Source organism: Bdellovibrionota bacterium (assembly GCA_040386775.1).
In the GTDB taxonomy this organism is placed as follows: domain Bacteria; phylum Bdellovibrionota; class Bdellovibrionia; order Bdellovibrionales; family JAEYZS01; genus JAEYZS01.
Genome location: JAZKEU010000016.1, coordinates 1 through 13790, shown reverse-complemented (window position 1 = coordinate 13790; position 13790 = coordinate 1). Strand labels below are relative to the sequence as shown.

Below are 13790 nucleotides of genomic sequence, written 5' to 3'. Positions count from 1 at the left end.
GATGATGGCATTTCTGATGTGTGGAGAAATTTGCGAAAGCTTTGCATATTTACTGGATTTTGGACAGAGATCCACTCCGTGCATGCTTGTTTTGAAACAAGTTTCTAAAGTAGAAGTTTTGGGAAGTGTGGCATAGGAATACAATCCTGAAATAATTAGTATCAATAAAAATATGCTAAAAATTTTTCCCATATATACACTACCAATTTAAGATTTGATTAACTTGTGATCTTTCATCCACTGAACGCTATTGTGAATAGCAAATTTAGCAGGCTTAGGATTTAACTGCAATTCTCTTTTTGCCTTGGAGTTGTCAAACCAATGATAAAGACTAGAGGTCCATGCATTTTCGCTATTCATAGGACCTTTTTTGCCAATTTTTTCGAGGAGATCTCCAGTTTTTCCGATAGCCATAAGCACAGATTTACCGAGTGGAATTTTTGGTGGTTCCACATTGGCTTCCTTGGCAATGATTTCAAAAACTTCTTTCAAGAGTAAATTCTCTCCCGAAAGAATATACCTTTCCCCTGATCTACCAATATGTAGTGCTTTCAAAGTTGCTTCGCAAATGTCTTCGATTGAAATCACATTCACACCGCCCGGAGGATAGACAGGGATTTTGCCTTGAGCAACTTTGATTTGAAATCCTCGAGAGCCTTTCGTAGCATCTCCATAACCGTAAATAGTACTTGGATTGACAATCACTGTATCGATGCGACCTTGATCAAAAGCTGCTTTTACTTTTTTTTCTGCTTCGTGTTTTGTTTCGAAGTATCCAAGATCTAGGTGATGAACATTGTAGGGGCTTTCTTCGTTGAGAGGTTTTTTGTCAAAGCTTGCACCAATAGCTACGACTGAACTAAAGTGCAGCAGTTTTTTTACTTTATTTTTTTCAACAGCTTGAATTACATTTTCTGTTCCACCAATGTTCACTCGGTCCATTTCTTTTCTTTGAGTTTTGGTGTAGCCAATGACTCCAGCCAAGTGAAAAACACTTTCGATATCTTTTGTAGCTTGAATAAGGCTGTCGAGATTTGTGACATCGCCTTTAACGATTTCTATTTTTTTTGAAAAAGAAGTGGCTTTCGAAGGATCTCTGATGAGCACTCTGACATCTAGACCTTGTTCCAATAAATAGTTAACTAAATTTTGTCCAACGAAGCCCGTTGCACCAGTGACTAAAACTTTCATTCTAAATTCCTTACAAAAATTAAAGTATCCTTATTTGTATGCTTACGCAAACTGTATTGAGACTAGACTGTATTTTGCTATGAGCGGACAAAAGTCTAAATCTTGATGTTTTCACCAATGATTCACGAATGATAACTACAAAGTTATGAGAAAATATTTCCTGAATACTAGTTACCCCAGTAACTAGTGAAACCGGCACATCAGGAGAGGTCAACATCATGGACATGCGAGTCGTAATAGGAATTGCTCTAGCATTTGCGGGGATTATTTTAGGATTTGTAATCGATGAAGGAAATATCGGCGCAATCGTTCAGGGATCAGCAGCCCTTATCGTCTTTGGTGGAACCTTCGGAGCAGTTTTAGTGGGAAGTACAAAGCAAGATTTAAAGCTTGCAACTTCTCTTTTTAAAAAATTATTTGATGACTCGTACGAAAAGCTACCCGGGAAAGTTTATGGAGAAATTAATCAATGCGCAGTTCTTGCAAGAAAAGAATCCATTCTACAAATAGAAAAAAGATTAGATTCTTTTAGTCATCCTTTTATGTCTTCGGTATTTAGATTCGTGGTTGATGGTGTAGACCCAAAAGTTATTAAAAAAGTATTCTTAGATGAAATCAAACAAGAAGAAGAAAAACAATTGTCAGGTGCTAAACTATTTATGGACGCGGGTGGATTTGCACCAACCATTGGAATCATCGGAGCCGTACTGGGCTTAATTCACGTTATGGGAAATTTGACTGATACATCTAAATTGGGTGCAGGTATTGCGGTGGCTTTCGTTGCAACGTTATATGGAGTCGGATCGGCCAACTTACTTTTTATTCCCATTGCCAATAAGCTAAAAAGAATTGTCCAAGAAGAAGTGAAATTAAAGGAAATGATTCTTACAGGAGCGCTCAGCGTGGTGAGTGGATACAACCCCTACATTATTGAAGAACAATTGAGACCCTTCTTGACTGAAGAAATAGAGAAAAAATAATGGCGGCCAGAAGAAAAAGAAAAGACGAACAAGAAAATAACGAGCGCTGGTTAATTTCCTATGCTGATTTTATCACGCTTCTCTTTGCATTCTTTGTAGTGATGTATGCGACTTCGCAATCTGATAACGAAAAGCAGGCGAAGTTTGAAAAGTCATTTAAACAAGCCATGGGCATGTTCTCTTCGAGTGGATCAAGAGATGGAATTCTCAGTGATCCATTTCCATCCCATATGAAGGATGGATCTCCAATTGATGTTCCAATAAAAGTTTTTCAAGATCCTAAGGCTTCAAGAAAAGAATTAAGGGACGCTCTCTGGCAATTGATCTATAGCAAAATGACAGAAGAGCAAATCAAAGAAGCGGGATTAGATATTTACGATGATGAACACGGCGTGAGAATCACGCTCACCGCGGCTCAACTCTTTCCGGCGGGTTCTGCAAAAATTCTTCCCGATGCACTTAAGAGACTAGATAAAGTCGGAGATATTTTAAAATTGGCCGAGCGTAGAATGATCGTAGAGGGTCATACAGATGACGAGGTCATTGCAAGCGATGCATTTCCGAGTAATTGGGAGTTGGCAGGTGCCAGAGCATCCACCATTGTGAGATACCTTATTAAAAGGCATAAAGTTCCGAGTGATTTATTGTCGGTCGCATCTTATGCGGATCAAAAGCCTTTGGTGCAGAATAATTCGGCGGAAAATCGTGCGAAGAACCGCCGAATCGAAATTTTGATTACAACTATCTAGATTATTTTCTTTCGATCGTTACAGATTTAACTACGATATCTGTAGTTGGCTTATCACCTGAATCTTTTGGTGACTTAGAAATTTTCTCAACTATGTCGTAGCCTTCTACAACTTCACCAAAAATTGCATGTTTTCCGTCTAACCATGGAGTCTTCTCAACGGTGACAAAGAATTGACTACCATTGGTTCCTGCTCCATTGGGTCCTGGACCACGGTTTGCCATTGAAAGAAGTCCAACTTTATCGTGTTTCAATCCTGGAGCAAATTCGTCTTTGAAAGTATATCCTGGTCCACCAGTTCCATTTCCGAGTGGATCTCCACCTTGAATCATGAATGAGGGGATAACTCTGTGGAATTTTGTATTATCAAAAAATTTCTTGCCTTTGTATTTTGAATCTACTTTATCGCTTTTACCTTCAGCAAGGTCGGTAAAGTTTTTTACTGTTTCTGGAGCCTTATCAGCAAAAAGTTTTGCTTTAAATTTTCCCATGCTTGTATCAAATACTGCGTACACTTCAGACATTTTATTATCTCCTTTTTTCTCTGCGGGCTTTGCGGCCTCAGCATTTTTTGCTTTTTCTTCTATTTTACTAGATTGTGCAATTGCAGTCACTCCGAGCAGAACTGCCGCGCTTGCGTAAATCATAGCAATTTTTGAAAGTCCTTTTAACATAAACATACTCCTTCGGTCACACTGAGAATTCGTTTTTGAATTTCCAGTAAGATTTCGCGAGATGATTCTCGCAATTTAAATTTAGATTAATTTTTCCACAACCACTTAGGCGAGTAGTAATTGTATTGATCAAAAGTGAGTCGTCTCTCATTTGTTCCATCGACATTGATCACAAAGATTTGGTTATTGCCTGTGCGATTGCTTACAAACATTACTTGTCTTCCATCAGGAGAGAAATTTGGAAATTCATTTGTGGCAGGTCTTCCGTCTTTCTTGTTTGCAGAAGTTAATCTTTCAAGACCTGTCCCGTCTGCATTCATGGTGAAAATATCAAAATGTTTTCCATCTTGACCGGAGAATACGATTTTCTTCCCATCCGGTGACCAAGAAGGGGATGAGTTGTAATTTCCAGCAAATGTTACTCTCTTCACGTTGCTTCCATCTGCATTCATGGTATAGATCATTGGTTTTCCATCGCGATCAGAAGAATAGGCAACTTTTGTTCCATCGGGACTTACGGAAGGTTCGACATTCAGTTGTCCGAGTCTACTCTTTGTGATTTGAATTCTATTTTTCCCATCAGAATCAATTCTGAAAATATCATGATTGTCGTTGTTTGAATTTGTTAGATAAACATATTTTCCATCCGGAGAAAATGATGCGCCAGAGTTAATCCCTTGTTTCCACGAAAGTAAGAAGCGCTTTTTGGTTTTCAGGTCGTAACTTAGTAAGTCTGTATTCACAAGCTTCGCGTTTTTATGGTAAGTGTATGTTGTATAAACAATCGTATTTCCATCCGGTGACCAGTTTGGAGAGATAGAAATATTTCTGGTGAAAGTAATTCTCTGAGCATCGGCACTGTCCCAGTCCATTACATAAACTTCTTTAGATTTTCCACCACCGCGATCCGTAGAAACTACAATTTTAGAGGTGAAGTATCCCTTCTTCCCGGTGAGGGCAAAGATCAAATCGTTAGCAAATGTATGTGCAATCAGACGGGCATCGTTAGTGGTGCCTTTGTAAGTTTTTGCTAAAATGACTTTCACTTGTGTAACATGGTATACATAAGTTTCTAAATAGAGTTCTTTACCTTGAATTCTGTACGCAGCGCGAACTAAAAACTCCGTGCCAATTTTATTCCAATTTTCAAAGTTAAATCCATTTGGATCTCCCGGCGCTGGTTTTAGTCCTACCTTTTGAGTGTCTTCTAAAAATGCTTTTTGGTTGATGAATTGAAAATAAGCGCTCACATCTAGATCGTTATAGAATACGTTGTAAAGCTCTTGCCCGATGGATCTAAAGTTTGGATTTGTGGCAGGAGTTCCCTGAAATTGGAAAGGAGGAAGAGCCATTAAACTCTTTCTTACTTTTGCATCACCAACTTTAATGTAGATAGTTTGATTTTTTTCTTGCGCATGAATTTGAACAGCTGCAAAAAATATAAACAGAACAGCAAATTGAATAAATAATTTCATGGATATCCCCTGTTGATCGAGCTTTGGTAAAATTCTATTCAATTTACTCGGGGAATGCAAATGTAATGCCCTGAATTCCTACAAGATCCACGAACTTCTCAGGAGGGGCAGGGAAGGGATTGGATTTTTCTAGTGCTGCCATTACGCGTTCATCAAATTCTGAGTTGCCAGATTTTTTTGTTAATTTTCTTTCAATAATTTGACCTGATTTGTCTATTTTTATTGATACTTCGGCTTTTAAACCTTGAGTCAGCATCCACTCAGGGAGTGACCAATTATTTTTGACGTGTGCATCCAAAGATCCGATATATTGATCAAACTCCAATTTATTTAACCCTTTGAGAGCTGTTCCTACGGAGAGCGTGTTTCCTTTGATCACTTCAGCTTGAGGTTTTGTTTCGACTGCGGGTTTATCTTCTTTCATGGCTTTTAATTTTTCTATGGCGGATAGACTTTTGAGCTTGTTGAGAGCTGCGTTCTGTGAAGTTGTTGAAGTCTTTGTTGGTGTCGTCGCTTTTTTCTCGGGTTCTTTTGGGGGAGTCTTTTCTTCTGGTTTTTTTTGTTCTTCCTTTACAGGTTCTGGCGCCGGAGTTGGAGCGGGAGCTGTCACTGGTTTATCAGGATTCCTTTTATCTGGCAGGCCAACGAGATCCACGCGAATGGCAGGCTCGTACTTTGGAATGTCTGAAGGAAAGAATGCAGTTTTCACAGTGAATACCAAAAAAATCGCGGCATGAAATGCAAGCGACATAAAAACCATTTTCTTAATGTCTGGTTCTAAATTTTGATATTTCTCAATCATAGTTACTCACTTTTTGGTAGAGTAATGAGGCCAATGCTGTTAATGCCGGCAAACTTTAGTTCTCCCATGGCTTCAGCAACAACGCCGTAGTCTACAGTCTTGTCAGCCTGGATGTTCACTTGTTTATTTTTTCTAGTTTCCATGATGGCAGAAATTTTTTGACTCAAATTATCCATTGGAATTTGTGCTGAGCCTAAATAAATTTTTCTGTTCTTTTGAATCACAAGAAGTAGCGGATCTTCACTCACACTTACGCCAGCCGCGGAAGCCTCTGGTAGGTCCACCTCGAATCCCTGCTGCATCATTGGAGCCGTTACCATAAAGATGATCAAGAGAACCAACATCACGTCCACGAGAGGCGTAACGTTGATTTCGCTTAAGGCAACTCTTGATTTTTTTTCTCCACCATCGGATTGTGCAAATGCCATTGATTTTCCTTTTAGTGATGATCTTTAAAGAAGTTTCTTTTTACGATATTCAAGAAATCAGAATTAAAATTAGAAAGTTCCAACTCACGTTTTTTAATTTTTGTTAAAAAATGGTTATAAGCAACAACCGCAGGAATTGCCGTCGCCAAACCAATCGCTGTGGCAATCAAAGCTTCAGAAATACCTGGAGCCACAACCGCAAGGTTTGCCATCCCAGTTGCGCCGATTTTTTGGAAAGATCCCATGATTCCCCAAACTGTACCAAAGAGACCAATGAAAGGACCTGTGCTCCCCGTTGTTGCAAGCATACTGAGTCTGCTTTCAAAACTTGAAATTTCTAAATCTGAACTTTTCCTTAGCGCTCTAGAAATATTATCCAGACCAGCCAATTTTGGAGTGGCTTCGCCGCCTGGAATTTTTTGTGCAAGATCTGAGTCTGCTAATCTTTGAAGTTCCTTGAATCCAGCTTTGAATGATTGTGCCACAGGACTTGCGCCGTATTTTTCAACGTCGTCGTAGACCTCATCAAGTGAATTGGCTTTCCAGAAAACATCTAGGAATTCGTCGTCTGCTCTTTCTAGTTCAGAGAATTGTTTTTTCTTTTGAAAAATAATTGCCCAACACACCACCGACATAATGATAAGTAGCAGAAGCGTAAGTTGTACGACGATGCTGGCAGAGATGATTGCGTGCCATGCGCCGGTATTAACAGTAGAATTCATTTTTTGGATCTCCTATAGAAAAATTAGTTTAGCGGAATAAGTAGCGTGCTTAAAGCTTTGGGACGATCCGTTATGATTCCGTGGACATTTTCTTTAATAAGACGTTTCATGTCTTCTGTGTCGTTGATAGTCCAAATGTAAGCTTTTTTGTGTCTTCTGTTAATTTCTTCTAACAAACCATGTGAGAGCACTTGAATTCCAGAGGATGATTCTGGAATACAATAGGCATCGGCTTTCATTGCATCAAAACTTTGCAAATGGATATTGAGAAGCATTATAGTTCTTAAAACCTCATCTTTTGCTGCCGTCGTGAGTATATTTTTATCCAACGTCCTTAAATACTGAACCACTCTAGAGTGTTCACTGCCCATGATTGTTTTGTCTAGTCGGTTATACTTTTTAGCAAGGGCGTACAGATCTTTTGCAAGTTCTCTTTCGTTTGGCTTAATTTCAATGATCATTCTTGTGTCTGGATATTTATCAAACAGTTCAATTATCGTTGGGATTTTGATATTTTTCCCTCTCATAGAGAGCTGTCCGTTTTCATCTTTAAAGTTGTAAGCTGCGTCGAGTTTTCTTAATTCCTCAAGAGTTTGGTTTTTAAGGAGGCCTGTGCCATTCGTTGTTCTTTCTAACAGGTCATCATGATGAATTACGATTTGTTGATCTTTTGTGTAATGGATATCCAATTCCAAAATAACTTTGGGTGAAACCGTCACCGCATTTTCAAAAGCAAAAAGTGTATTTTCAGGAGATTCGATTGCCCCTCCGCGATGAGCGATGACTTCAATCTCAGGATTAAAAAATTTGGTTTCTTTTAGAGAAAAAACTTTCGTTTGTCCGTACATAAAGAGCAAGCCCCAGGCACAGATGGAAATCCCTAAAACGCTTACGATAGTCAGGATGAATTTTTTCAAATGGAGCCCCCTTTTGAGTAAAACACGGTGTTAACGGACTAAACATGATAGTTAGTTACTGGAGTACTTTAAGTCAAAGAATAAAAAATCAAATAATTATAGGTATTTAGAGATAAAAACATATATAAGACTAAAATTGACTTATATAAAAACATTCTGTAAAACAAAGCACATCTTCGAATTGAAAGTGAATTGAGAATACATTGGAAATCGATGGCCAAAGTCTCAATATCTGGAGAAAAATCCAATGGTTAAGCTAAGTAGAAAAATAGAATACGCTCTGATTTCGTTAAAAGCTTTAAGTCAGAAAAATAGCGGTAACCTCACGTCTGCAAAAGAAATTAGCAACATGTATGGAGCTCCCTTTGATGTGGTTTCGAGAGTTCTACAAACTTTGAATCAAGCAGGAATTGTAAAGTCCATACAAGGTGTTCAAGGTGGCTATCATCTTTTGAAAAATCTTGAAGACATTACTTTTCATGAGTTGATCGAAGTGATTGAGGGGCCTCTTGCGTTGGTGAAATGCATCCACGATAACGATGCTTGCGAAATGGCAAAGTCATGCAACATCATCTCTCCTGTTGCGCTTTTGAATGACAAGATCAATGAGTTTTATAAAACAATTAAAATTTCTGACTTAATTATCAATCCGTCACTCGTGAAGTTCGAATCGAAGCTTGAAGAGACAAGCGATGTTGAAGCTCAAAGGATTTAAAATTGGAAAAAAAATTGGATAACAAATACACAGCAAAAAATGATTATAAATATGGTTTTGTCACAGATATAGAGGTGGACGAACTACCTAAGGGTTTGAGCGAAGACGTCATTCGCCAAATTTGGAAAAGAAAAAATGAACCACAGTTTATGTTGGATTATCGTTTAAAAGCTTACAAGTATTGGCTCACGATGAAGGAGCCAACTTGGGCACACGTTGATTATCCACCAATTGATTTTCAAAATATTCGGTACTATTCAGCACCAAAGAAGAAAGAAGGAGTGCAGTCTCTAGATCAAATTGATCCAGAGCTACTAAAGACATTTGAGAAATTAGGAATTCCGCTTTCGGAACAAAAGAGAATTTCTGGTGTTGCAGTAGATGCAGTTTTTGATTCAGTATCCGTAGGCACAACACACAAAGAAGAACTGGAAAAAGTGGGAGTGATTTTCTGCTCGATCTCGGAGGCTTTGCAAAAGCATCCTGAGCTTGTAGAAAAATATTTTGGAAAAGTGGTTCCGTTCACAGACAATTATTACGCCGCTCTTAATGCCGCTGTTTTCACGGATGGATCTTTTGTTTATATTCCTAAAGGTGTTCGATGTCCGCTCGATCTTTCTACATATTTTAGAATTAATAATAAAGAGACAGGTCAATTTGAACGAACACTGATCATTGCAGACGAAGGCAGTTACGTGAATTACCTTGAAGGATGTACTGCTCCTCAGTTTGATTCTAACCAGCTTCATGCAGCAGTTGTGGAATTGATCACCCTTGATAATGCAGAAATTAAATATTCTACAGTTCAAAACTGGTATACAGGCGACAAAGATGGAAAGGGCGGAGTCTACAACTTCGTTACGAAGCGTGGAATTTGCCAAGGTGTAAATTCAAAGATTTCATGGACGCAAGTAGAGGCGGGATCTGCGATTACCTGGAAGTATCCCAGCTGTATTCTTAAGGGAGATAATTCTACGGGTGCATTTTATTCTGTGGCTTTAACTAACGGAAAGATGCAGGCCGATACAGGAACCAAGATGATTCATATTGGAAAGAATACGAAGAGTACAATTATCTCTAAAGGAATTTCAGCAGACCAATCCAGCAATGTGTATCGAGGCTTGGTTAAGATTATGCCCTCGGCAGAAAACGCAAGAAATTACTCCCAATGTGATTCTATGTTAGTGGAAAATAATTGTGGAGCGCATACGTTCCCATATATCGAAGTTCACAATAAAACTGCAACGCTGGAACACGAGGCTTCAACATCAAAGATCAGCGCGGATCAATTATTGTATCTTCAAAGCAGAGGATTGGATTTAGAAAAATCCATTTCGATGTTAGTGAATGGATTTTGCAAAGATGTATTTAAGCAGTTACCTCTGGAGTTCTCAGTCGAAGCTGTGAAGTTAATTGAAATGAAACTAGAAAACAGCGTCGGCTAAAAGGTGAGCCGCACCTTTTCCAAAGGTTTGCGTTATAAAATTTGAATATAGGTAAAATGAATAAAGGTAAAGAATGTTAGAAGTAAAAAATTTAAAAGCAAAAATTGAAAATAATGAAATTCTCAAAGGATTGAACTTAAAAGTGAATCCGGGTGAAGTGCATGCGATCATGGGTCCGAATGGATCAGGGAAAAGTACGCTGGCCAAGATCATCGCAGGTCATCCTGATTATGATATCACTGAAGGTGAAATTCAGTATGAAGTGAATTTCAAAAAAAAGAACTTAGACGATCTTGAGGCTTTTGAGAGAGCAAGAGAGGGAATTTTTTTAGCATTCCAATACCCAATTGAAGTTCCGGGAGTAACAAACTTTCATCTTCTACATACCTCATTCAATGAAATCTGTAAGCATCAAGGAGTTGAGGAGATGCGTGAAGAGCCGTTTAGAAAATTTGTAGAAAAAAAATGTGAGATTGTAGAAATGAATCCTGCCTTCCTTGATCGCTCAGTGAACGAGGGATTTTCGGGAGGAGAAAAAAAGAAAAATGAAATTTTACAATTGTTGGTTCTGAATCCAAGACTTGCGCTATTGGATGAAACAGACTCGGGTCTTGATATCGATGCGCTTAAGATTGTTTCTAATGGTGTAAACAAATTTAAGAATGAACAGAATGCGGTAGTTTTGATAACGCATTATCAAAGGCTTTTAGACTATATCGTTCCGGACTTTGTACATGTTCTTTACAAAGGAAAAATAATTAAATCCGGCGACAAGAGTTTAGCTTTGAAGTTAGAAAAAGAAGGCTATGACTGGTTGATTGAAGAACAGGTAAATTAAATTTAATGAGCAATATAGAATTATTTAAAAATTTATTTGAGAATACAAAATTGAGCGATCCCACAGGGGATCGCAAGAGGTCCTTTGCTCGCTTTGAACAATTGGGTTTGCCGACCAAAGCGGACGAAGCATGGAAATACACTTCTCTTAAGCCACTTTTGGCAAAGCCTTATGCTATTTCTGCTGAAACAAAATCATCAGCGCATAAAACAGATAATGAAATCACAATCACTTGCATGAATGGATACTTTGATATCGAAGCGATCAAACAAAGTCTTTCTGCGTACAAGCTCGAAGTGGCCACTTATGCTGAGGCTTTGTTACAGAAGAAAATTAAAATTTTAGATTCAAAAGATTCATTCTTGGCATTGAATTCAGCTTTTTATGAGAATGGTTTATTCATTTCAATTCCTGAGCGAGTGGAGGTGAGGGAGCCGATTGTAATCAAATACAATGTCGAGCAGGGTGCAAATTTCGTTAACCCTCGAGTATATATAGAGATAAAGAAAGAGTCTTCGCTGCAATTGGTAGAAGTATATTCTATTGTTACATCAGAATATCTTTTGAACTCTTCTCTACAGATTTCGGTGGGAGAGAGGGCTTCTTTTAAGGCGCTTAAGCATTATGATGAAAGCTTTGTTTCTTCACATATTGATAACACCTTTATTGATCAGGCAAATTCAAGCTCTTGTCAGTTGATACAGTTAAGTAAAGGATCTCAATTGCTAAGACAAAACTTGGAAGTGGCGGTGAATGGCGAGGGTGCAAATACCGATCTTAGAGGAATAGCTATTTTAGAAAAAGATGCGAGCATGGATAATTTTATTAAAGTCCATCATAAGGCACCGGGCAGCACGAGCAGACAAACTTTTAAATCTATTTTGAGAGATCAGTCTCATTATGTTTTTCAAGGCAATATCCGCATTGAAAAAGAAGCACAAAAAACAGATAGCGATCAAGTGAATAGAAATTTAATGTTAGGTCAAAAGTGTCATGTGGATACCAAGCCACAGCTGGATGTTTTTGCAGACGATGTGAAAGCCACTCACGGGGCGGCTATCGGGCAATTGAACCCTGATGAAAAATTTTATTTAGAAAGTCGCTCGATTTCTCCAGAAAAAGCTTTAGATATGCTATGTGCAGGGTTTGCTTTGGATCTTTTAGAAGATTTAAAAAGCCCTTGGATTAAAAACTACTTGAGAGACTACTTATGAAAGATCTAATATTTATGAAAAATATTGATAAAGTAAGAGCAGATTTCCCTATACTTGAACAAAAAATTTATGGAAAGCCTTTAATTTATTTTGATAATGCGGCAACAACTTTAAAGCCTAAGGTCGTTGCCGAAAGAATTTATAATCACTACCTCATGGAAGCGTCGAATGTTCACCGAGGGCTTCATTTTTTGAGTGATCAAGCAACAGATAATTTCGAAGCTTCTAGAAGAAAAATCCAAAAATTCTTAGATGCCAAAGATGAGTCAGAAATTGTTTTTACTAAGGGTACTACGGATTCAATAAATTTAGTTGCGAGATCTTTTGGAAAAATATTTTGCAAACCAGGAGATGAAATTCTTGTTTCAGAAATTGAACACCATTCAAATATAGTTCCATGGCAATTACTAGCTGAAGAAATTGGAGCGAAGGTCACTTCATTTAAAGTGGATGAAAAAGCAGGTGTGGATTTAGAAGATTTTAAAAAGAAACTAACTCCAAAAGTAAAAATCGTATCTTTTGCCCATGTTTCTAATTCCTTAGGTATTATTTTCCCGGTTAAAGAGCTTACGGAACTTGCCCATAAAAATAATTCTGTGGTGGTTGTTGATGGGGCCCAAGCGGTAGCTCATCAGGCCGTCAGTGTACAGGATCTTGATTGTGACTTCTATGTTTTCTCCGCTCATAAAATATTTGGTCCTACAGGTATGGGCGTGCTTTATGGAAAGGCCAAATATCTAGAGATGATGCCACCTATAGACGGCGGAGGCGGAATGATTGATGAAGTTCGAATTGAGAAAACCACTTTTCTTAAAGCTCCATTTAGATTTGAAGCAGGTACACCAAATATTGCTGGTGTCATTGGCTTGGGAGCAGCCATAGACTATATTTCTGAATTTTTGATGAGAGATATTTTTGTCTATGAGCAAGAATTGACAGCTTATGCCCATAAACTTCTAAAAGATGTTCCGGGAGTAAAAGTATTTTCTGATTTAAATAAAAAAGGTCCGATCATTTCTTTTGTAGTTGAAGGATTGCATCACACCGATGTTGGGAGTTTGCTCGATCAAGAGGGAATCGCTGTTCGTTGTGGCCATCACTGTACCCAGCCATTGATGAGAAATTTAAAAGTGCCTGGAACGATTAGAATTTCGTTTTCGATTTATAATACAAAAGAAGAAATTGATTCTTTTGTAAAATCACTTAATAAAGTAATTCAAATTTTAAAAGGTTGATCCGGAGGTCTTTCAAGGTGTCAGATATACAAATATACCCACAACAAACGCCAAACCCAAAATCATTAAAATTCATTTTGAATAAAAATGTGATGAACGAGGGGAGGGCGACTTTCAGTACGCCAGAGCAGTGTGGCGATATCACACTGGCGAGAGATCTTTTGGCATTGCCTGACGTTGTGCAAGTCTATTTCTTTGAAAATATGATTACTATCACGCAATCCGAAGATGAGTGGGATACTTTATCTCAGATGGTTAAATCTGTACTTCATACAAGAATGCCCATTCACAATCCAGATATCAATTTGGATAAAGAAAAGAAAAAATCCAGAGAAAACCTTCCTCCTGATATTCAAAAAATTGAAGAGATCTTGGACCGTACAGTCAGGCCGGGACTACAGAGTGA

16 protein-coding genes are annotated in these 13790 nt (G+C 38.1%); 8 read left to right on the top strand and 8 right to left on the bottom strand.

Annotated elements, in window-relative coordinates; translation table 11 throughout:
- Both V4596_09500 and V4596_09495 read right to left on the bottom strand, forming a co-directional pair.
- Positions 1-192, bottom strand: a 192-nt coding sequence (locus tag V4596_09500; GenBank protein MES2769370.1) for a hypothetical protein, incomplete at its 3' end; no start/stop codon positions are given.
- 15 nt (positions 193-207) lie between these two features.
- A complete protein-coding gene (locus tag V4596_09495; GenBank protein ID MES2769369.1) occupies positions 208-1191 on the bottom strand; it encodes an NAD-dependent epimerase/dehydratase family protein in 984 nt (327 codons plus the stop codon).
- A gap of 218 nt (positions 1192-1409) precedes the next feature.
- Here V4596_09495 and V4596_09490 point away from each other — a divergent pair, with 218 nt between their 5' ends.
- Positions 1410-2171 carry a flagellar motor protein gene (locus tag V4596_09490; GenBank protein ID MES2769368.1) on the top strand — a complete coding sequence of 254 codons (762 nt, stop codon included), beginning with the start codon at positions 1410-1412 and terminating at the stop codon, positions 2169-2171.
- Positions 2171-2920 carry a flagellar motor protein MotB gene (locus V4596_09485; protein MES2769367.1) on the top strand — a complete coding sequence of 250 codons (750 nt, stop codon included), beginning with the start codon at positions 2171-2173 and terminating at the stop codon, positions 2918-2920. Before V4596_09490 ends, V4596_09485 begins: the two co-directional genes overlap by 1 nt.
- Position 2921: 1 nt before the next feature.
- On the opposite strand, the gene V4596_09480 is transcribed toward V4596_09485, so the two are convergent.
- The 6 genes from V4596_09480 to V4596_09455 form a co-directional block, all read right to left on the bottom strand.
- The gene (locus V4596_09480; protein ID MES2769366.1) at positions 2922-3593 is read right to left on the bottom strand and encodes a peptidylprolyl isomerase; all 672 of its coding nucleotides are present in this window, start codon (positions 3591-3593) and stop codon (positions 2922-2924) included.
- 86 nt (positions 3594-3679) lie between these two features.
- The gene (locus V4596_09475; GenBank protein ID MES2769365.1) at positions 3680-5068 is read right to left on the bottom strand and encodes a translocation protein TolB; all 1389 of its coding nucleotides are present in this window, start codon (positions 5066-5068) and stop codon (positions 3680-3682) included.
- A gap of 43 nt (positions 5069-5111) precedes the next feature.
- The gene (locus tag V4596_09470) at positions 5112-5870 is read right to left on the bottom strand and encodes an energy transducer TonB (protein MES2769364.1); all 759 of its coding nucleotides are present in this window, start codon (positions 5868-5870) and stop codon (positions 5112-5114) included.
- A 2-nt stretch (positions 5871-5872) separates the two neighbouring features.
- Positions 5873-6298 carry a protein TolR gene (gene tolR, locus V4596_09465; protein MES2769363.1) on the bottom strand — a complete coding sequence of 142 codons (426 nt, stop codon included), beginning with the start codon at positions 6296-6298 and terminating at the stop codon, positions 5873-5875.
- An 11-nt stretch (positions 6299-6309) separates the two neighbouring features.
- Positions 6310-7020 carry a protein TolQ gene (gene tolQ, locus V4596_09460; protein MES2769362.1) on the bottom strand — a complete coding sequence of 237 codons (711 nt, stop codon included), beginning with the start codon at positions 7018-7020 and terminating at the stop codon, positions 6310-6312.
- Positions 7021-7043: 23 nt separating this feature from the next.
- Entirely contained in the window at positions 7044-7937 is an 894-nt protein-coding gene (locus V4596_09455) for a glycerophosphodiester phosphodiesterase (protein ID MES2769361.1), read from the bottom strand.
- Positions 7938-8184: 247 nt separating this feature from the next.
- Between V4596_09455 and V4596_09450 the strand changes: the two genes are divergently transcribed.
- The 6 genes from V4596_09450 to V4596_09425 form a co-directional block, all read left to right on the top strand.
- The gene (locus V4596_09450; GenBank protein ID MES2769360.1) at positions 8185-8652 is read left to right on the top strand and encodes an Rrf2 family transcriptional regulator; all 468 of its coding nucleotides are present in this window, start codon (positions 8185-8187) and stop codon (positions 8650-8652) included.
- A gap of 2 nt (positions 8653-8654) precedes the next feature.
- Positions 8655-10097 (top strand): Fe-S cluster assembly protein SufB, encoded by a 1443-nt coding sequence (sufB, locus tag V4596_09445; protein ID MES2769359.1) that lies wholly within the window; start codon positions 8655-8657, stop codon positions 10095-10097.
- A 73-nt stretch (positions 10098-10170) separates the two neighbouring features.
- Positions 10171-10935 (top strand): Fe-S cluster assembly ATPase SufC, encoded by a 765-nt coding sequence (gene sufC / locus V4596_09440; GenBank protein ID MES2769358.1) that lies wholly within the window; start codon positions 10171-10173, stop codon positions 10933-10935.
- A 5-nt stretch (positions 10936-10940) separates the two neighbouring features.
- Positions 10941-12149, top strand: a complete 1209-nt coding sequence (gene sufD, locus V4596_09435; GenBank protein ID MES2769357.1) for a Fe-S cluster assembly protein SufD — start codon at positions 10941-10943, stop codon at positions 12147-12149.
- Positions 12146-13384, top strand: coding sequence for a SufS family cysteine desulfurase (locus V4596_09430; protein ID MES2769356.1), 1239 nt, complete (start codon positions 12146-12148; stop codon positions 13382-13384). Before sufD ends, V4596_09430 begins: the two co-directional genes overlap by 4 nt.
- 17 nt (positions 13385-13401) lie before the next feature.
- A partial coding sequence (locus V4596_09425) for a NifU N-terminal domain-containing protein (protein MES2769355.1) occupies positions 13402-13790 on the top strand: 389 nt, incomplete at its 3' end.

Coding starts and splice junctions, on each gene's coding strand:
- V4596_09430 (MES2769356.1), top strand. CDS start 12,146: ATGAAAGATCTAATATTTATGAAAAATATTGATAAAGTAAGAGCAGAT.
- V4596_09495 (MES2769369.1), bottom strand. CDS start 1,191: ATGAAAGTTTTAGTCACTGGTGCAACGGGCTTCGTTGGACAAAATTTA.
- sufC (MES2769358.1), top strand. CDS start 10,171: ATGTTAGAAGTAAAAAATTTAAAAGCAAAAATTGAAAATAATGAAATT.
- tolQ (MES2769362.1), bottom strand. CDS start 7,020: ATGAATTCTACTGTTAATACCGGCGCATGGCACGCAATCATCTCTGCC.
- V4596_09480 (MES2769366.1), bottom strand. CDS start 3,593: ATGTTAAAAGGACTTTCAAAAATTGCTATGATTTACGCAAGCGCGGCA.
- V4596_09470 (MES2769364.1), bottom strand. CDS start 5,870: ATGATTGAGAAATATCAAAATTTAGAACCAGACATTAAGAAAATGGTT.
- sufD (MES2769357.1), top strand. CDS start 10,941: ATGAGCAATATAGAATTATTTAAAAATTTATTTGAGAATACAAAATTG.
- tolR (MES2769363.1), bottom strand. CDS start 6,298: ATGGCATTTGCACAATCCGATGGTGGAGAAAAAAAATCAAGAGTTGCC.
- V4596_09450 (MES2769360.1), top strand. CDS start 8,185: ATGGTTAAGCTAAGTAGAAAAATAGAATACGCTCTGATTTCGTTAAAA.
- V4596_09490 (MES2769368.1), top strand. CDS start 1,410: ATGGACATGCGAGTCGTAATAGGAATTGCTCTAGCATTTGCGGGGATT.
- V4596_09485 (MES2769367.1), top strand. CDS start 2,171: ATGGCGGCCAGAAGAAAAAGAAAAGACGAACAAGAAAATAACGAGCGC.
- V4596_09475 (MES2769365.1), bottom strand. CDS start 5,068: ATGAAATTATTTATTCAATTTGCTGTTCTGTTTATATTTTTTGCAGCT.